The sequence below is a fragment of the Lysinibacillus sp. NPDC048646 genome, assembly GCF_050272295.1.
Lineage (GTDB): Bacteria > Bacillota > Bacilli > Bacillales_A > Planococcaceae > Lysinibacillus.
The window spans coordinates 311,224-329,752 of sequence record NZ_JBNNLZ010000002.1 but is presented as its reverse complement, the minus strand read 5'-3'; the positions used below and the strand labels follow the sequence as shown (position 1 = coordinate 329,752).

The following is an 18,529-nucleotide window of genomic DNA, read 5'->3' as shown; positions in this document are numbered from 1 at the left end:
AACTGAAAAAGTGTGACAATTAAAGAAAGAGGAGGAAATGAGATTTGAAAAATTTTAAGTTTATGAAGTTCTTAAGTAGTATTCTAGTTTTCGTTATGGTGCTTTCTCTATTGGTTCCATTGTCGAGTGCTAGTGCTGAAGAATCGAAACCATTCAAGCAGGATAGTCAAAGCGAAAGTATAATTCAACTAAAGGCGGATATTGCTGAACAGCTAAGTTTGTCTAAAGATGGTCCAACTCTCCACGAAAGCTTACAAAATGTATCAGGCAATCAAGAGAATGGCAACGGTAACGGTAATGGCAACGATAATGGTAATGGCAATGGCAATGGCAATGGCAATGGTAATGGTAATGGTAATGGTAATGGCAACGGTAATGGCAACGATAATGGCAATGGTAATGGCAACGGTAATGGTAACGGTAATGGCAACGGTAATGGCAACGGTAATGGTAATGGTAACGGTAATGGTAATGGTAATGGTAATGGCAATGGCAACGGTAATGGCAACGGCAATGGCAACGGTAACGGTAACGGTAATGGCAACGGTAATGGCAATGGCAACGGTAATGGCAACGGTAATGGCAATGGCAACGGTAATGGCAATGGCAATGGCAATGGCAATGGCAATGGCAACGGTAATGGTAACGGTAATGGTAATGGTAATGGCAATGGCAATGGCAATGGCAATGGCAATGGCAATGGCAATGGTAATGGTAATGGCAATGGCAACGGTAATGGCAACGGAAACGGAAACGGTAATGGCAATGGCAACGGTAATGGCAATGGCAATGGCAACGGTAATGGTAATGGCAATGGCAACGGGCAATGGCAATGGCAATGGCAACGGGCAATGGCAATGAAATAATAATGAAGTTACCGAGGATGATTTATAATTAATTTCAGTTCAAGCAAAAAGAGAAATTGCACAGCGCAATTTCTCTTTTTGGTATTTATTATAAAGCAATCCCTTTAAAAAGATTATCTCCTACTTAACTAACTGTGACATATACTTACTGATTTTCTTGCCATATTTGATACAAATCAGTTCCTCTCTATCTCTCCCAAATCAACGTCATTTGGTGTAAAAGCGCTTCCCATGTTTGCTTTTTTTCTTTCGTTACTTTGTCAAAAAGATGCATAATAAAACCGCACTTACTTATGATAAGGTTCACCTTTATTTGTCTAAGTGCGGTTTCCCAGGATTTGCTGTGAGAAGCTTTAAAATTTTATACTGCACTGGTGTCAAATGAACCTCTTGTTTATCAACGGTAATGACTTTCTGTTCATCATCAATCATGAGCCCGCCCGTTTGCAATACATAACTACTCACCTCAAGACTCCCAAATGTCGTATACCTTCTTAGCTGCGATTTCACTCTAGCCACAAGTTCTAATGGATTAAACGGCTTGGCCATATAATCATCTGCTCCGATATTTAATCCGAGTATTTTGTCATAATCCTCCGACTTAGCAGAAAGCATAATTAACGGAATCATATTATCTTGCCGAATCTTCATCGTCGCCGTAATCCCATTCATTTTTGGCATCATAATATCCATAATAATTAGGTGAATAACGTGATCTCGAATAAGATCGATTGCCTCTATACCATTGAAAGCTTTGAATACTTGATATCCCTCATTTTCTAAATAAATGCTAATCGCCCTTACAATTTCTTTATCATCATCACAAATCAAAATGTTCATGTTGCTTTGAAATAAAGTTTGAGCAAAAATACCTCGCAAACCCTCATTTTACGATAAATAAGAAGAATCCCTTTTGAAAAAAGATTGATCAAAAGGGATTCCTCTTTAGCAGTTTTAAGTTAGGTTATTATAAAAAAGTTTGATTATTTTCGACCTGTGTTGCTCCACAATCGCGCCCGATTGCTGAAGATTTCTATTAGCTACTTTTTCGAGGTTATCTAGAAAACAAGTCACATCCATGAATTATTTCATCAGTGGTAGCCAAAGTTGCTTCATATATCGTCTTATTATGCCTTTTCATATAGGACTGAACAGCCTTGTATCCTACTGCATAACCAGCACAGAAAGGAAGCCCTACAGGTTGATACCCTTCTTGTGCAGCAATTTCATCACCAAACATATAGCTACTCACTTCAGCAAACCCTTTAACGTCAAGGGCTTCTCCTATAACTTCGGTTGAGTACTCTAATTCTTCTTTATCCATGCTAGTAACCCAAGGTCCTAATTGCTCTATTCCGTATAATTCTTTTGCAAATGAATCAGCCAAACCTTCTATAACAAGATAGTCTCCTACTGTTACATTACCATGATCCCAATCAAAATAAGAAAAACGAATGTTGTGATGAAACTCATGAGCAATGACTGCGGGAAGTTTCGGTAAATTATAATCATTGGGATAGATATTCACAGTAATAAACCCAGGAATACCTCCAAACCCTGAAAATCCTTTATGTAGCTTCAATTTATCAGGATCTGCAACATACAATCCAAACTTTATTTCATCAGCATTTACTTTCACCCCCGACTTACCAGCGTTTTCTATACAGTTTTTAATTGTATTTACGACTACGTTATATACGTTATTTTCTTCTAAGATGTATAACCCCTGTTGGATTTGTTTACCGTTAGAAACATCTGCATACCCAAGCATTTTTGTAGCCATTAAAACATCATAACCATTTTCTTGTTTCGCTTTTATAGGAACATTGATTAAATTCCACATTTCTTCAAATGGTTTCATCATTGTATAACGGAAATAATTTTTTCTTTCTTCTAAATTTGTAATCGCAAGTAACTCTTGATATTGATCTAATGTGTTGATTACTTTATAAGTCATACCCATTTAATCACCTTTTTCGCAAATATTTAACATTATAGTTTTGAAGCAACTTTATGCTCTCCATAAGATTCTCCTCAGAATTGGTAAGATCTAAATGAATTGATATGTTTTCTAAGTTTGCAATCATTTGTGTTAGGTCATTTTTAATAAAGCCTAATGAAGGCTGTCGGTCAATTAAATCTTTAAGTTTATGACCTGTTATCTTCGCTGAAAGAATTAGTACAATTTTTTCTATGTCTGATTTTAATAAAACTAACTGGCCGTTATCATTCTTCTCTGCTTTTAATAAACCCAAATTAGAATAATATCGTATAGAGCGTTCAGTAATCCCTGTTCTTTTGTAAAGCTCTCCCGTTGTAAACAGCGTAATTCACCTCCATTTATTAAAACTAAGGTATTACGCTACGTTAGTGTCAATAGTATTTACGAAAAAGAAAACTGAAATTTATTTTATTCCTCGGCTTAAACTGCTACTTATTCAACAATCTGGCCCTATAACAAAAGACACCCAGTTTCTACATGAGTGTCTTAATTGAAACTAAAGTTTATTTATTTAAATTCAAAAGTATTTACTGTAAAAATCATGTCTTAGCTTTCCGCTTAGCTGAGCGTATATCTTTGTAGTCTCACTCTTTTCATGACCCAGTAAACTTTGAATGACATCAATTGGCGCACCGTTATTAATCATATGCGTTGCATAGCTGTGTCGTAATTGATGCGGATGTATATTCTTTTTTATACCAGCTCGATTTGATATGCGCTTGATAATATATCTTAAATTATCAATGCTCATCCGCCTTTTCGGCCTTCTGTCCGTAATAAACAAACAAGGTTCCTTATCCTCTCGTTCATCTAAATACCTTTTTAACCAAATGGAACAGCGGGTATTAAAGTACACTTCCCTTTCTTTATCACCTTGCCCTTGTACAATAACTGAATGCGTTTGAAAATCGATATCTTCGCGATTTAATTTTACAACTTCACCAATACGGCAGCCGGTTGAATACATAAACTCAAATAGTGCATTCTCCATCGTTGTTTGACAAGCCTTCCCTTAAATGTTCTATCTCTAATTCTGAGGGAAACTTAGGAATCCTTTTACCTAATTTCGGCTCTTTTAATTTAGCTGCAGGATTTTTTTGAATATAGCCCTCTTCATGTGACCATCTAAATAGTGATTAGGCTTTAAGTGATCTCCTGATCGTATTAAATATTCTTTTAATTTATCTGTATTAAATTCGTTCATATCAATATCACAAAAAAATCGTAATAATAGATTATATTGAAACCAATATGTTTTTAATGTAAGTGATGAATATCCCTCGATTTTTTTATCCTGTTGATACTTTTTCCACGCTTCGGATATAATAACATGTGTCTTTCACTCTCCCACCTATAAATCTATTAATTCTAAATTCTATTATGTTCAATGAAAGACTTTTTCATACGAGGATATTCAAAAACCTAAAAATATTGATAGTTTCAAACTCTAATTAATCTAAAAAGGCACTTCCCGTGTTTCCAGGAAAGTGTGCCTGATTGCGGTATAAATATTATATTTTTGCTAGAACAGAGCTAACAAAATCGGTGTTTCTTCTGGATATTTGTGTTTATTATGGGTCAAGACGTAATAGCTTACATTTCTTTCTGAGAGATCCTATTCTACTAAGGATTTTGTTATTTTCCCATCTAGATTTTTAATCGCCAACATCGAGTTATCCTGAATGATGCCTGTATCTACAAAACCAAATGAAGCGTATAATGTTTTAGCTTTGACATTACTTGTATGATAAAAGAGGGTTACATATTCTGCTTCCCCATATGGCATATTTTCAATATCCATCAACATTTTTTCAAAAGTAAGTTTGCCATATCCTTTTCCTTGGTAACTTTTATCAATCATATTATGCCAAATAAAATAACTCTTCTTGCCATAGAAAACTTCATTTTCAAATGATTCATGATCCATCGTATCGTAAATATACATCAAAAACCCAACCATAGTATCATCAGCATAAATGGCTAGTGGAGTCGCTGGTATACCATCTGTGTTCAACATGTGAGCATCTGCAAAGCATCTGAGGTTAGTAGTTTCTAATATAAATTCTTTCTGGTTTTCTTCAACTTCAAGTGCTATTAATTCATCTATGTTATCCCCGGTTATCTTTCGTAATTCAATCATTTTTTATCTCCTCTCCTAAGACAAGCCACTTCCACACCTAGTCTAGAACATTATAAACACAATTTCCATAATTATCAAAATAGGGTATATAAATATTCACCCATGCTAACTCTTTTTCCCCTGTGATTTCTAATCCTTGTTCCGCAAAATGGCCCTTTCCATGAATAAAGACTCTTTCCTTATTATGGAAAAACACCCTATAATGGAATAACTGAAACATGATATCAATCTCAAAATTAATTAATTCTTCTTTCTCTAAAGCTCTCTTTAGTTGAAGAAGAATCACTATTTAGTTAGAGGGAAGATATTTCCTCCATTCTTTCCAGGCTTCCATATAATCATTTAAATCATGCGGATGAACTTTAATACATACTCCAATACGTGTATATAACTGAAAAAGAACTTCATCCATAAGCCGTTCCTTATTAAAAGAATCATTATCCCACAACGAAAATAATGACAAAAGCGTACTTAAATTTAGACTATCAGGCGAAGAACAAAAAGAATAAGTAAAATCGTATATTTTCGGACCGATTAATGGCGATGGGTCGATGACTCCTGTTAATTTGTTGTCCAAATATACAAAATTATGTACACCAGTATCTCCATGTAGATAATACTTCTCTTCTTGATCATGATATGATTTTAATTTATTTACCAAAATCTCTATCCTTTTATGGTCTTCACTTGGAAATAAATCTCCTATATTCCTTAGGGCAGACTCCAAACTACTTTGGTTAAATTCTGACCAAGAATTTCTATGTATTCCATCGATTCTACCCCAAGGTGTGTCTTTATCCACTTTTTTGTACTTATTGAATAACTCTTTAATTAAAAGTGTCATCCATTCTATTTTAGAACCTCTATTAAAATGGGTCTCTCCAGAAATATAAGAGTAGGCAATAAATTCTTTTTCATCGTCTGTATAAAGAACATCTGGAAACAACCCTACATCATTATATGCCACAAGAAAATCCTTAGTTGCAGTGATAATCTCAGGGGTATCTATTTTCATCACATAGGTCGGTATCTCATTATAATGGAGAGTATATAAAACACCATTAGTTGTACCACTTTTTAACCTCTTCACTTCCAAACCATCATTTATTATCAAACCTTTATTAATTAGAATATCAATATTTTCATTAATTTTTTTCATCTGTTAATCCTCGCCGTGCTGGTGTAATAGCTGCTCGACCTCTGCTCTTACATTTGTTTTTATTTTCGCTTTTCCTTTTTATACGCCATTTTGCGCCTTGAATACCCCTTCAATCTCGTAAAAGTTTTCGGGCTTAAAGTTTTCAATTTCTTGCAGTCTTTTATAAATTAAGTAAACCGTTGGTGATTGCACACGACCTATTGAAATACTACCTTTAAAGCCTTTTTGTTGTAGCAGTAACGTATATAATCGGCTGCAGTTCATCCCGACGAGCCAGTTACTATTTTGACGCGTGTTTGCTTCTTGATACATAAGCAAGTCTCGTTCATTGCTTTGCATATTATTAAAGCCTTTTCGAATTTCATCAATCTCTAATGAATTGATCCATAAGCGTTTTACAGGCTTCTTTACTTTCGTCATTTTTAAAAAGTGAGTACAAGATATTTGAGCCCTCACGTTCACTATCGCAGCAGTTATAAATCATTGTTACTTGCGGATCACTAAAAATTTTTTTCACTGCATTAAATTGTGAATACATTTTAGAGACAACTTTATCTTCAAATTTTTTTGTGGAATGATAGGTAATGAACCAAGCGACCATTTCTCCCATTCCTTTTGATATTCTTTAGGTTCCTTTAATTCTACAAGATGGCCAACAGCCCATGTAATAATTGCTCCTTCGGGAAATGTAGAACAAGGCTCTATTTCAATAAATGTCTTCTGTTTTTGTTTAATTTTATATGCTTCTGCATAAGCTCTTGCCTGAGATGGTTTTTCAGCAAAAATAGCGATTTTCCCCATAAAATTCATCACATCTTTATAAAATATTTTATTACCTTAAAAACGCAAAACTCAACTAATCATATTAGTTGAGTTTATTATGAAATACTTAATTCTATTTTACTTTATACAATTTAAAATATCACGTACTAAAATCTTTGTGCCCGCTGCGCCCTTTAAGTATTTCAATTCCTCTATAGCAAGCCAATCGATTTCGTCTAGATTCATTAAAATTTGAGCAATTTTGACTGAATCAGGTTGTTGAGATTTAACTAAGTAATTATCATTTATTACCTTGTTACCAACAATCGCTAATGCATGTAATATAAATGATTCGATAAAGTTTTGGGCTGTTGGATACGCTAATAGACCTTTCTACCATTTTCCCATTCATTGTTTGTTAATAAAAAGAACCTTCTACTAGTTGATAGTAGAGATAGTTTTAATTTAGGTTGAATCAAATGCTCTCATATATGTTTCAAACAACCTTACATTATATTTGCACCAACTGCAACGCCTTCTTAACCTCCTGAACATCTTTTGCTAATACGCGCTTCACATTCGATCCGAACCATTCCAATGACGCATCTACCTCCGCGATTGAAAGTACTCCTGCTAGGAATTCATCATAATCAATTGCACCTTCAAACAATGGAACCATCCCCTCTCTAGACCCTGATGCAGCATAAACATTGTTTGGAGAAAAAACACCAAGTTGTGCACGTGAGGCAATATTTTTAAAGTGAAAATGTGAGATATAAGGACGAAGTTGCTTCATGGCGACAAGAGGGTTTATCCCTGATTCCCATATATGCAAAACGTCAAAGTTCACTCGTAGGCTTGAGTGATTCGTTTCTTCGAGTAACTGCATCGTTGAAGGTAGATTATCTGTCAATGTGTTCGGATGAGTTTCAACAAGCAAATATTGTCCTTTTGACTCAAGATAATCACAGAGCATTCTAAGCCTGGAAATAAGTTCTTCCCTTTCTTTCTTACTCGTGTCTGAACTGCCCTGTTTTCCTACAAATGTACGAATCTTATTCGTTCCCCAGCGCTTTGCAAGTGAGGATAACTTCTCTGTTTCAGCCATCATCTCAGAAACTGGTGCTTCTAATGGCAAATAATCACTAAGCATGCTCGTTTCCAAACCGTAGGAGCTTAACCAATCTGCTCCATAATGAAGTTCATCTGCTAAGTTCTTTGCATGAACACCCCATAGCTCGATACCTTGAAAACCTTGCGTTTTTGCAAAGTGAGCTAATTGATCAATCGAGTGGAGATGGTGCCGAAACGAGATTGTACAGATAGATAGTTTCATAACATGACCTCTTTCTTGTGCTGTAATGTTAACCATGCTTGAAAACATTCTTGTAATCCTTGCTTAATCTTGAACTCAAGGAGATTTTGTTCTTCTAACTTCACAAAAATATCTTCAGCTAATAACAAATCTTGCGTCATCGCAAGCTTCATCGCTCGATACTGAATCGTTGTATAACCATTCACTAGACGCTCAATTTCATCACACCATGTTTCAAAGCCTTTCTCATCGCGGCCAAGAGCTTCCCAAAAAAATGCAAACGCATGTTCATATGCATACTTTCTAATCGCTATAACCGGCAATTGTTTTAATGCAGTCGGAAGTTTTGACATACGTTCTTTTTCTTTTCCTTCAATATACTCTTTTATAATTTCGGTAATTGCATCTGTTAACGGATTACAATGAAGCTTTATACATGTATTAAAATAGGCTTCAACCGTCTCTGTAGTTGGCGCAATAATCGTCTCAGAATCAAAGTAATAGCCACCTCCGACAGTTGGCTCTTGGATTGCAACTAAAATCCTCTCCTTCGGCAAAATCCCTTCCCAGCGAAAATCAGGGTCATACATAAACCACTCTGCTTCATTTTCTGTCGATTCAAGCATCACATAATGTGGAAATGGACGTTGATGAAATTTATTCTCTCGCTCTGGAAGCATCGATAAATCCAGCATCACCATCACATGTTGATGTGGAGATTTATTTTCTAATAACCTTAGCAGCTTGTTTATATTTTCTTGTTTTGATTGTTCTTCGTCATACCATTTGTAAAGCTTGATTCCATAGAGCATTTCATACCATGTTTGAAAGAAATGATGATCAATTCGATCTGAGTGGTATGCTAGCACGCCATTATCGAGCACATCAAAATCTGCGTCCCATACCCCAAAATAGTAGGGCCTATGATCAACGCCTTTCGTTTTCTTAATAACTTCACAAACACAGCTTACAAAGCAATGAACTTTTATCATTTTCCCCCTCCGATTTCTACTTTTTGCTGTTTTTCTAAAAAGCTTGCTAGTGTTCCTACTGTTTTGAAATCTTTAGGAACGAGAATTTCATCGGGAATGGAAATGCCAAGATCCAACTCTACATGAAGAATCAGTTGAAGGACCATAATTGAATCCATATACAAATCCTCATTTAACCGGGCATCTTCACTAAAAGAAGACAGTGTCTGCAACTCTAATGAATTTTCCATAATATCATAGATGCTCTTGATTAATTGTTGTCTCGTCATACTGGTATGCCTCCAAGTTTTTTTCTACTTACTTTTCCATTTGGCAGCTTCTCAATTTCATGAACAAACACAAACTCCATCGGAATTTGATGTGGCGCGAGGAATTTCCGGCACCATTCTCTAAGCTCCATATGATCGATCGGTTCAGTAGACACGTATAGTGCGCATACTCGCTCTCCTGATAGGTTGTCTTGTTTTTTATAGACGACTGCTTCGACGATTCTTGGGTCATCCATTAACACGGTTTCAACTTCTTGCGGATACACATTCAAGCCTGCTACATTAATCGTGTCATCCATTCTTGCAAGAAAAGAAAGAACATTATCTTCTATATAGCCAAGATCTTTTGTGTAAATCGTTTGTGTAGACAATTCAATGATAATTTCGCTCGGTGTTTGTTTGTCACCAGCTGTCACCTTCACATGAGGAAGAGGGTAGCCCATTTCTTTCGGATCTTCCACATTAGGGTGAATCGCAACACACCCGGATTCAGAGCATCCATACTGCTGTAATACTTGGCGAGATTTCTCTCTTAATAATGTCAACCAGCTATGCGGCATTACAGTTCCTGACGTCATCACACGATCAAATTGTTGATCAATAGGCAATAATCGACTTAATGTATAAAGTAACGCTGGGGCCGAATAGAGTATGTGCTTAGGATATTCTTTTAGCTTTTTCAAAATATATTTAGGATTACTATTCGTAAGAATAACCGGCTTTGCTCCCCTTCTTATGCAAGCCAAGACACCACAAATGAATCCATAAGAATGAGTAACCGGACAAGCGACAACAGAATTTGTCAAGGAATCGACAGGTAACGTCTTCACATAGCTTTCAATCTCTTCTTCCACTGAACTCCACGTTCGTTCAATACATTTCGGAGCTCCTGTTGTACCTGAACTCATTTGAACTAATACTCCTTCTTGGTGATTGGCATGATTTGATAGTTCGATGAAAGAATCGATCGATTGGAACAACAAAAGATGACTACCTGCAGTAGAAGCAAGCCGCACAGATCCCTCTTTTGGCGTCGCTGGATGGATCGGGACGACTGATCCACCTTTTTGGCGAATATATAAACAAAGAGCTATATATTGAAAAATATCATCCGTACAAATAGCTAGTCTGCGATTGTTACATTCTCTTAGATGAGATAAGCTTTCATATATTTCATATTGCTTCTCGATATCTTCTACTGTATAAAATTGATCATTGACATAAAACATCATCATTTCCCCTTTTCATCCGCTTGCGCCAACGTATTGCTGACGATATGTCGAAAATTACCTTCTTCTTGATTTTGAAGTTTCTTTGTTAGCAAAGATTCAACATAAATATGTGTGCTAGTATGATGAAGCTGTTCATTTCTTGAGCATAATGATGGAAAACGTTCAAAGTGCTTCTGTATTCCGTCCCTAATTTGACGCCAAAAACGTGTTTCTGCAAATCCATACTGCTCTTCTAGCAAATAAGATAGTTCACTTAAATGAAACACGAATAATGTATCCATAACTAACTCTCGTAAAGCCTCTACAGAAGACATCCAATAATAATGATCGACAGGTGCATCTTTAAAACGTTCGTGTATCGTTTCAAAGTCTGGAACGAGGCTTCTGTCTGCAATAAATTCTTCAATATATTCGATACTGTCATGGAAATCCCTCAGTACAACCCGAGTCGGCCAGCCATTTTGATGTAATAAAATCATATTCTGCGCATGGGCCTCAACAGCAATACCGTGAGCGACAAGCAAGTGCCACACAGGAATAACACTCACTTCGATCAAGCGCTTTACCCACTCCTCCGTTCCATATCGAATAAGCCAATCATCTATAAACGGGCGCCCATCTTTCTCCATCATCATTAGCACCGTAAACGGTACCGCTTCCTCATCATCCTTCATATACGAGCGCACACTTTCTCGCCATATTGAACCAAGCTGACCTTCTAGTTTTCTGCTATGCTTTTTTGCATTCGGTTCAAAAATAATCCCTGCATATTCTTCCAGTACAATAAGAGACGCTTCCTTTTGTAAATAGGAGTCTAATTGAATCACCTGTTTAAGCCATGCTGAAATACGAGGAGCGGCACAAACAGCATGACAATGTAACTTTCGTAATGAAGAGGTATTCACCATATTCATCGAGCATTTTAATTGCGCCTTTTCAGGATTTGAAAAATTCCATAATGTTCGCACCGATTGGGTTGCCCGATAGTCATCTCCTTTCACATCTAGAGGAATTAGATCTTTTTGCTCCATTAATCCAGCTAGTTCATGTTTCATGTTATGCCACTGCCAAGGATGAACTGGTAAAAACGTATATTCTTCATATGTTCCATCTAATATCGCAAGCTTTGCAAGAAGGTCTCCCCACATCAAATGCCCTAGCTCTCTTTTCCAAAAGCTCTCTTCCTCTTCAAGAACAGTGATTCGTACGTAGCTTCTTCTCACTGCAACCCATTGAAGGGTAAATGATTGCTTTGCCTCAGGGCCATAGTCTTTATGGTCGTCGATCGTAAAACCGGTTCTTGATTTAAAACAAGGGTGATATGGATGTCCTTCAACGATTTCTGATTCTAATTCTTCATAACTCGAATTTCTTCTCGACATTGGCATTTGGAGATAACGATCATTCCATTCACAAAGCTCACTCGTTAAATGAAGTTCTTCCAGTAATCGAACTTTGTCTCTAACAGTCGAAAGTAATTCATCTACTAGACCCTCAAGTGTTGCCTCTAGTAACGTTTCATCTTTTCCTACTAGAAAAATACTATCTCCCTTTATTCGGATGCGATCAAATGCCATTCTTGTCCCTTCACAACGATAGGTGCACTTCTGTCCAACAAGAGTAAGGATTGAAGTCCATTTATCTAGACGAGTTTCTTCATATTTGATTAGTCCTTCAAAAATCATTGCTTCCACAAGCTGCCGCCTTACACGTAGCTCTCCTTGTTTAGAAGCTAAAGGCTGTAGCTGCTGCATATTTTGCCTCCTCATACTGAAGAACAAACGGATTTGGAATTTTCGTGTATACCGCTTGCTCAAGTTCGGCTTCTAGTTCATCTACATCATGAAACCTTGTTAATAAATTTGCTTTGAACGCAAGCTTTTCTTGTTTTAGAATGTTACGAACAAATGCCTTCCCGAGACCTGTAAATTCTTTTTCTAATAAGTGCAGTTGATCGATAGACCACTTCAAAAGAATTTTTTCATCGATGAGCTGATCTGCTCCAAATCGGGAAATAACGGGAAACAATTGATTCACAAACAAATAATATGTAAATCTATCATGAATAAGGGCATCTTCGTAAAAAAGCTCTTCTGTTTCATGTAAAGAAGGCTCTATTGAAAGAAGTTCTTCTTTATATGTTTTTGATAAGTAATAACCTTGGTTATCACGATAATAATAAGTAGTTGGATAACCTGAAGAAATGTTTAACACACTATTTTGCTGATGTGCTTCGAGAGCTATCCCATACTCATCGTATAACCTTAATAATGATTCAATAGCACATTTCCAATAGACTTTAAACCAATCTAAACTTACGCTTTCTAATGAGCGGCATTCTGATTGAGAGATTTTCATGATGAGCTGACACAGTCTCGATTTTTCTTTTGGCAGAGGCTCTTGAACAAGAGCAGCGATCATGCAAATTCCTTCATCATGTCCTTTAGGAAATACGTTTGAGCGAAAAATAACCTCAAACCCTGTTTCCGTCTGATTTGGAAACTCTACAGTCATATAGGCAGGGTCATCAATCATCCGAAAAGATGAATGGTTCTGTAAGAAATCAATCTTATTCATTAACCGAGCCATAACAATTCCAGCTTTTAGTTCATGCGTTCGATTTACCCTCAATGAATTCGTTATTTGGACTGGAATTGAAAACTTATACATCATTTCTTCATTTGCGCTATATACCGTTCTTATCGAAGAGGTTGCTGTATAAAATGCCCCAAGCGCACCTTCGTATTTTATCAATCCTTCAGCAAGCGCCTGTTTTACATACTGTTGCTGTAAAAGCCACTGTGCTTGAAGCGGGTGCATCGGAATGAAGCAATCCTTCTCTGACATAACAAAATCAGGTTGTGATTTTGTTAAAGACTGAGAAATGAGTTCACTCGCACTTTTTTCTAATACAGAGGACTCTTTCACAATTTTTCGGTCGACACGAAAATAGTGAAGTTGGAAAGAACCTTGTAGCTCTGGAGCAAAACTCGTTTGTTGCCAATTTGCCATCCCTTGTCTGCTTTTAGGTGTCGGATGAAGCCAATGTCCAAATAAGAGAGACTGCTCAGCTTCAATAAACGTATCGTTAGCTCCATTTTGTTTCTTATCTTCCAAACTCTTTTCAATATAATTTGCCATCGTTTGATAGCTCTCAATTATGCGAAGAATGAGTTCATCAAAATGAGAAGAAAGTCCAGGACATCCATCCGCCTTAGCCATTAAATGTAGTTCTTGAATGAGCGTGATGAGTATCGTTAGTTTATCTTCAGGAAGCCATTGTTTTTGATTCGTACAGTACTTCAGCGAGACACCAAATAAATGTCTTCCAACATGAGATTTGTACTCCACACCAAATGCAAAACGGGTGTTTAGTATGGGCAACTCAAGCTCTATCATATGTGCCTCTGTAATCAGGATAGATAGTCGCTGTTCTTTTATCCACTCCTCCTTTTTGACCCAATGTCCGCTACTCACTTCTCGGATATAACAATTCATAAACGCCTGAAACGTTGCATTTTCTGCAATCTGTTTAGCAATCTGTTGCATGTAATTAACCATCCTTTCACAGAGCCTCCCTCTCATTAAGTGATAATGATTATCATTTAATGTTAAAAAAATTAGTCTTCCTAATTAGAAAGACTCATAATAAGAAGTAAATGGAAACAAATGTCTTGCAGACAAATGAAATAATACACCTCCCTGGTAATTAAAAGAAAATTGAAAATTTATAGGATGGTAGTAGATTAATAGCTATACATTTCAGTTGATAATGATTATCATTTTCAACCATAATTACATATTACAGTAAAAATGGAAATGGCTCAACTGGTCTAAGGACCTATTGAACCATGAACAGATCACTTACCTTTAAAGTTTTTTATCAATAATTAATAAAAAAATGTTGCGTGATGGTTCATCTAACTTGTCACCAAATATATTATTTTGGTATTCAATTGCTTTTCTAATATCCGAAAAATCTATATCTGTAGTTCGCTCAGATTTTTCTATATATACTTATCGCAGCTAAAAGGTTATCTTGCATTTTCCTTTTATTCACAAACTCGAAGCGCTGTGGCACCATTGGTAATAAGGCTAAATCCCATTTTTTCCACTAAAAAAGTCAGCAGGAAATGACTCCCTACTGACTCTAGTAAATAATTATTTTTCTGTACTATATTGTGGTACGCCTTGTGCCACTTTTGCACGTTTAAACATTTTATTATTTAAACGGAACATTAGCTCGATTCCTTTCAATTGACTAATGACAAATGGAATCATAATGAGGAAGTGAGCAATTGAATACTTTTCAACAATACCTGTTTGTACAAGCCCCCAACCAATAAAGAACATACCTAATACAGTGAAGGCTACAAACGGACAAATGAGCGTGAAGCTTGCAGCACTTTTTTCATTTCCATATACATAATCTTTGAAATAATCAATCTTTTTCATAACCGAATAACCCACAACCCCAAAAACAATTTGGAGTGATAAGAATGCAGCTAATACTAAGAAAATAATGAATGGATTTGCCTTTGTACTGAAAAAGTTATGACTGACTCCATTAAATAATCGAACAAATGTTATGCCTAAAAGCGTTAAGATCGGAATCATAATCCATAAGCTTGGTGCAGTTTCTTTCGCAATTCCATTTTGGAACATCGAATATAATCCAAATATCGTTTTAATCATAATTAATGTCACAGCAATGATGCCGAAGAAAATGGATAGAAACATCGCAACACTTGAAGTATAAATAATTTCACTCAATGCTGCTGGCGCTGCTAATCCTACTGCAACCATAGCAAATGCAAAGACGGCAATTAGCTGACTTAAGTTATTATTTTTAATGAAATCAAAATCGCCCTTAATAATGAAACGAGAAAAATAACTTACGAAAATTTTAAGTGCCAGTAAACCAACTGCAAGGAATGCTAAAATAGCGAACGGGAATAAATACTCTATCACACTTCTTAAATTCGGAACAAATATCATCCCTAAAATGAATAATCCGTTAATACTCATCCCTAATGTTAAAGGGATTGCCATTAATGTTACTTCCGCATTACTATTTCGTAATTGTACATAGGCATTCGTCTCTTTAAACTTATAAAACTCACTAATATTCCAAAGTAACAAACGGAAATGCTTAAAAATAAAATACACAATTATTAATAATACAAGAATTACTAAGCCAGCGACAAATAAATTATCTCCCACAATATACGGATAAATATGTTCAAATGCAGACATACCGAAATCTGGGTGAGGAATTAAAAACATTAAGTACATAAAGAACGAAACACCCATCCCACCGGCACCTAAAGAAGCTAGAAAGTATAACGGACTATATTTATCTTTTAGATTTTTAACCATCTTCATCAAACTCCTACTTTTTTATTTTTTAATCTCATTAGTAAAAACTGTCGTTAACTTTTGATTAAAAAACGAACTGTATCCACTACAAATTTTACCTTAGTACTATTAATTTCTTAGCATTCATAATTCGATTCGGATTGAAACCAAGAATCCACTGACCATTAACTTCTGTTTGAGGAACACCCTAATTGCCCCGTTTTGTTAACAAGTTGTATCATCATTTCTGGATGTGCCCCTACGTCTACCTCTATCAATTATGCCTCGGCATAATTGCGTCCGGATTCGGCTTTGTGCTTGCACAAAGAACTCCTTTCCGATTCCGTGACATCCGCCGGAGGCTTTAACTTCTTTCAGCGGATGCTTGGACACCCGCTGAAAAGTGACTTAAACTCGCATTCATCTCACCACCTATAGAGGTGGGAGACTTCTGTATCTGCCGCTACGCTTTCGATACAAAAAACATTTGCTGAAAGAAGTTAAAAGGTACATTTTTTTTCACTAAGAAATTTTTCAACATCACACCATACGAGCCGCTCAATGTTGTATATACTGTTCCTGATTTCTTAACCATCTCTCCGCTAATTATCCATACCCTATACCGTATATGGTATATCGATATAAAAATGTCAACAAATTAATTAACCATCTTCATCAAACTTATTACTTTATTGTTTTTTAATCTCATTAGCGAAAACTGTCGTTTGCCTTTAATTAAAAAACGAACAGTATCCATCGACCATTAACTTCTGTTTAAAATCACCTAATTGCCCCGTTTTGTTGACAAGTTGCATCATCATTTCTTAACGCGCCCCTACGTCTACCTCTTTAAAAGGTACATTGTTTTGCACTAAGAGATTTTTCAACATCACACAATACGACAGCTCAATGTTGTATACACTGTTACTAATTTCTGAACCACCTCTCCGTTAATTATATATACCCCATACCGTATATTATATGAGCAATTTAAAAAATGTCAACAAATTAATTTTTTTGACATCCTAGAATTATTGGAAATGGAGAGTTTCCATCATTTCAGCTGAATCCCTCTCATTTTATAAGGTTTAAATTCCTCTTTGTAATAAAGAACACATAATTGATAGGCTCGAACGCGTCGATCTTCACCTTTCTTAAACTTGACTTCTTTGCTTGGTAAGAGATGATTGGATTTAACAAAATATACAGTATTTCATTTTCTTCTAAGCATTGAATAATTGGTGTATGATAATGACTTGTTGATTCCAAAATCACAACAGGTATACTCTCTGTTATCGATTTAATCTCCGCAATACCCCTGATACGCAAACCTTCCCCCTTTACAGAACAAACGTTACCTTTGCTATAGCTTAAAGTGCTACAGTATTCTATCTAACAAAATAAAAGTCCAAAATAGAAAATATTATATTAAGCTAGCAAAAATCAGGTTAATGATGATAATATATTGTTATAAAGGGGGATGAATACATGGGGAAACTAAGCAAACGTAATATACTATGGATTATACCAATTGGCATATTAGGGGTGTTTTGGTATTTTTACGGTCCACAAAAGGATATTACGGATAATGAATATATTACATATGTTAAAAGCTATTCTATCGAAAATAGTAACCAAACATTCGATACAGCCTTTTCCTCAGCATGTAAAAATCCATATTGGGTCTATTTCGAAACTCAAAAGGGACAAGATGTTGTTGAATTCGAAGGGGAATGTCCAGTCAATAACAAAGAATCTAAAGTAAACGTCCAATTTTTAGTTAATCGTGACATGACAAATGTGCAGTATGGCGCTATGCTTGTGGATAGTAAAATGCAAGAGGAAGCCGATCGAGATAAGCTTCTTCTTGCATTAGCTAACGACTAAAAATACGTCATTACCTCGACAATAAAAAATCATGCACTGAACAAAAAAATTTGTTCAGTGCATGATTTTTTTATATTATTTTGTAGTAACAGTATTGTTTGGGATACTGCCCGATGGATCTACGGCCAATAGTATATTGCGTTCAAGAACACGAATTTCCTTATTCAATTTACGAATTGCCACTTCCAGTTGTTCATAGTTACCCAGTTGGCTTTCGTTAATAGTATGTCTTGGCATTGTTTTTTTAAGCGCTTCCTGCCCAGCATATAAACTTGCTAGTAAATCAAGCTTCTGAAAGTAAACTGTACTATTCAGAATTTCCATTTTCTCGATACCTCCAAACCATTACTTTTTAATCATCAACACGATGAAAATTTTCCTCTAGCACTATAACCGGAATGTACAATCCTAAAACTTTATCTAAATAATCACTTATTATCCATATATAGGGATTACTTGGGTACAGAAAGAAATACCGTATGCTTCCAGTGCTGTACCTCAATTATATCCCTAATCTTCAGGACTATATGCATGTGATATTATTCAC

The 18,529-nt window shown here is 35.8% G+C and carries 17 protein-coding genes and 2 pseudogenes; 1 reads left to right on the top strand and 18 read right to left on the bottom strand.

Features of this window, described 5'->3' with window-relative positions:
- Nucleotides 1-263 precede the first annotated feature (263 nt).
- The 17 genes and pseudogenes from ACQKII_RS03915 to ACQKII_RS03835 form a co-directional block, all read right to left on the bottom strand.
- Nucleotides 264-845: a hypothetical protein gene (locus ACQKII_RS03915; protein WP_427456518.1), complete on the bottom strand. Its 582-nt coding sequence runs from the start codon at nucleotides 843-845 to the stop codon at nucleotides 264-266.
- Between the two features lie 330 nt (nucleotides 846-1,175).
- Entirely contained in the window at nucleotides 1,176-1,745 is a 570-nt protein-coding gene (locus ACQKII_RS03910; protein ID WP_427456516.1) for a response regulator transcription factor, read from the bottom strand.
- 175 nt (nucleotides 1,746-1,920) lie between these two features.
- A complete protein-coding gene (locus ACQKII_RS03905; RefSeq protein WP_427456514.1) occupies nucleotides 1,921-2,829 on the bottom strand; it encodes a DUF2268 domain-containing protein in 909 nt (302 codons plus the stop codon).
- 4 nt (nucleotides 2,830-2,833) lie between these two features.
- Complete coding sequence (locus ACQKII_RS03900) at nucleotides 2,834-3,190, bottom strand: MerR family transcriptional regulator (protein WP_427456757.1); 357 nt, start codon at nucleotides 3,188-3,190, stop codon at nucleotides 2,834-2,836.
- 195 nt (nucleotides 3,191-3,385) lie between these two features.
- Nucleotides 3,386-4,072: pseudogene (locus tag ACQKII_RS03895) on the bottom strand (tyrosine-type recombinase/integrase).
- A gap of 411 nt (nucleotides 4,073-4,483) precedes the next feature.
- Nucleotides 4,484-5,008 (bottom strand): GNAT family N-acetyltransferase, encoded by a 525-nt coding sequence (locus ACQKII_RS03890; RefSeq protein WP_427456512.1) that lies wholly within the window; start codon nucleotides 5,006-5,008, stop codon nucleotides 4,484-4,486.
- A gap of 289 nt (nucleotides 5,009-5,297) precedes the next feature.
- Entirely contained in the window at nucleotides 5,298-6,167 is an 870-nt protein-coding gene (locus ACQKII_RS03885; protein ID WP_427456510.1) for a phosphotransferase, read from the bottom strand.
- A gap of 78 nt (nucleotides 6,168-6,245) precedes the next feature.
- Nucleotides 6,246-6,587 (bottom strand): DNA topoisomerase, encoded by a 342-nt coding sequence (locus tag ACQKII_RS03880; RefSeq protein WP_427456508.1) that lies wholly within the window; start codon nucleotides 6,585-6,587, stop codon nucleotides 6,246-6,248.
- A gap of 93 nt (nucleotides 6,588-6,680) precedes the next feature.
- A complete protein-coding gene (locus tag ACQKII_RS03875) occupies nucleotides 6,681-6,968 on the bottom strand; it encodes a hypothetical protein (RefSeq protein ID WP_427456506.1) in 288 nt (95 codons plus the stop codon).
- A 472-nt stretch (nucleotides 6,969-7,440) separates the two neighbouring features.
- Complete coding sequence (locus ACQKII_RS03870; RefSeq protein ID WP_427456504.1) at nucleotides 7,441-8,265, bottom strand: sugar phosphate isomerase/epimerase family protein; 825 nt, start codon at nucleotides 8,263-8,265, stop codon at nucleotides 7,441-7,443.
- Complete coding sequence (locus ACQKII_RS03865) at nucleotides 8,262-9,236, bottom strand: DUF6005 family protein (RefSeq protein ID WP_427456502.1); 975 nt, start codon at nucleotides 9,234-9,236, stop codon at nucleotides 8,262-8,264. Before ACQKII_RS03865 ends, ACQKII_RS03870 begins: the two co-directional genes overlap by 4 nt.
- Nucleotides 9,233-9,505, bottom strand: a complete 273-nt coding sequence (gene asbD / locus ACQKII_RS03860) for a petrobactin biosynthesis protein AsbD (protein ID WP_427456500.1) — start codon at nucleotides 9,503-9,505, stop codon at nucleotides 9,233-9,235. The genes ACQKII_RS03865 and asbD overlap by 4 nt, the downstream gene beginning before the upstream one ends.
- Nucleotides 9,502-10,734 carry an AMP-binding protein gene (locus ACQKII_RS03855; protein ID WP_427456498.1) on the bottom strand — a complete coding sequence of 411 codons (1,233 nt, stop codon included), beginning with the start codon at nucleotides 10,732-10,734 and terminating at the stop codon, nucleotides 9,502-9,504. Before ACQKII_RS03855 ends, asbD begins: the two co-directional genes overlap by 4 nt.
- A 2-nt stretch (nucleotides 10,735-10,736) precedes the next feature.
- Complete coding sequence (locus ACQKII_RS03850) at nucleotides 10,737-12,491, bottom strand: IucA/IucC family protein (protein WP_427456496.1); 1,755 nt, start codon at nucleotides 12,489-12,491, stop codon at nucleotides 10,737-10,739.
- Nucleotides 12,463-14,298 carry an IucA/IucC family protein gene (locus ACQKII_RS03845; protein WP_427456494.1) on the bottom strand — a complete coding sequence of 612 codons (1,836 nt, stop codon included), beginning with the start codon at nucleotides 14,296-14,298 and terminating at the stop codon, nucleotides 12,463-12,465. Before ACQKII_RS03845 ends, ACQKII_RS03850 begins: the two co-directional genes overlap by 29 nt.
- 600 nt (nucleotides 14,299-14,898) lie before the next feature.
- Nucleotides 14,899-16,116 carry a TsoY family (seleno)protein gene (locus tag ACQKII_RS03840; protein WP_427456492.1) on the bottom strand — a complete coding sequence of 406 codons (1,218 nt, stop codon included), beginning with the start codon at nucleotides 16,114-16,116 and terminating at the stop codon, nucleotides 14,899-14,901.
- A 1,039-nt stretch (nucleotides 16,117-17,155) separates the two neighbouring features.
- Nucleotides 17,156-17,376: pseudogene (locus ACQKII_RS03835) on the bottom strand (IS110 family transposase); the annotation flags it as partial.
- 207 nt (nucleotides 17,377-17,583) lie between these two features.
- Here ACQKII_RS03835 and ACQKII_RS03830 point away from each other — a divergent pair.
- Nucleotides 17,584-17,982, top strand: a complete 399-nt coding sequence (locus ACQKII_RS03830) for a glucosamine 6-phosphate synthetase (RefSeq protein ID WP_427456490.1) — start codon at nucleotides 17,584-17,586, stop codon at nucleotides 17,980-17,982.
- A 75-nt stretch (nucleotides 17,983-18,057) separates the two neighbouring features.
- Here the strand turns inward: ACQKII_RS03830 and ACQKII_RS03825 are convergent, their stop codons facing one another.
- Entirely contained in the window at nucleotides 18,058-18,306 is a 249-nt protein-coding gene (locus ACQKII_RS03825; protein ID WP_427456488.1) for a hypothetical protein, read from the bottom strand.
- Between the last annotated feature and the right edge of the window lie 223 nt (nucleotides 18,307-18,529).

Bases quoted from the DNA above. Each gene is read 5' to 3' on its own strand.
- ACQKII_RS03905 (WP_427456514.1), bottom strand. From the start codon at position 2,829: ATGGGTATGACTTATAAAGTAATCAACACATTAGATCAATATCAAGAG.
- ACQKII_RS03890 (WP_427456512.1), bottom strand. From the start codon at position 5,008: ATGATTGAATTACGAAAGATAACCGGGGATAACATAGATGAATTAATA.
- ACQKII_RS03885 (WP_427456510.1), bottom strand. From the start codon at position 6,167: ATGAAAAAAATTAATGAAAATATTGATATTCTAATTAATAAAGGTTTG.
- ACQKII_RS03880 (WP_427456508.1), bottom strand. From the start codon at position 6,587: ATGACGAAAGTAAAGAAGCCTGTAAAACGCTTATGGATCAATTCATTA.
- ACQKII_RS03875 (WP_427456506.1), bottom strand. From the start codon at position 6,968: ATGGGGAAAATCGCTATTTTTGCTGAAAAACCATCTCAGGCAAGAGCT.
- ACQKII_RS03870 (WP_427456504.1), bottom strand. From the start codon at position 8,265: ATGAAACTATCTATCTGTACAATCTCGTTTCGGCACCATCTCCACTCG.
- ACQKII_RS03865 (WP_427456502.1), bottom strand. From the start codon at position 9,236: ATGATAAAAGTTCATTGCTTTGTAAGCTGTGTTTGTGAAGTTATTAAG.
- asbD (WP_427456500.1), bottom strand. From the start codon at position 9,505: ATGACGAGACAACAATTAATCAAGAGCATCTATGATATTATGGAAAAT.
- ACQKII_RS03855 (WP_427456498.1), bottom strand. From the start codon at position 10,734: ATGTTTTATGTCAATGATCAATTTTATACAGTAGAAGATATCGAGAAG.
- ACQKII_RS03850 (WP_427456496.1), bottom strand. From the start codon at position 12,491: ATGCAGCAGCTACAGCCTTTAGCTTCTAAACAAGGAGAGCTACGTGTA.
- ACQKII_RS03845 (WP_427456494.1), bottom strand. From the start codon at position 14,298: ATGGTTAATTACATGCAACAGATTGCTAAACAGATTGCAGAAAATGCA.
- ACQKII_RS03840 (WP_427456492.1), bottom strand. From the start codon at position 16,116: ATGGTTAAAAATCTAAAAGATAAATATAGTCCGTTATACTTTCTAGCT.
- ACQKII_RS03830 (WP_427456490.1), top strand. From the start codon at position 17,584: ATGGGGAAACTAAGCAAACGTAATATACTATGGATTATACCAATTGGC.
- ACQKII_RS03825 (WP_427456488.1), bottom strand. From the start codon at position 18,306: ATGGAAATTCTGAATAGTACAGTTTACTTTCAGAAGCTTGATTTACTA.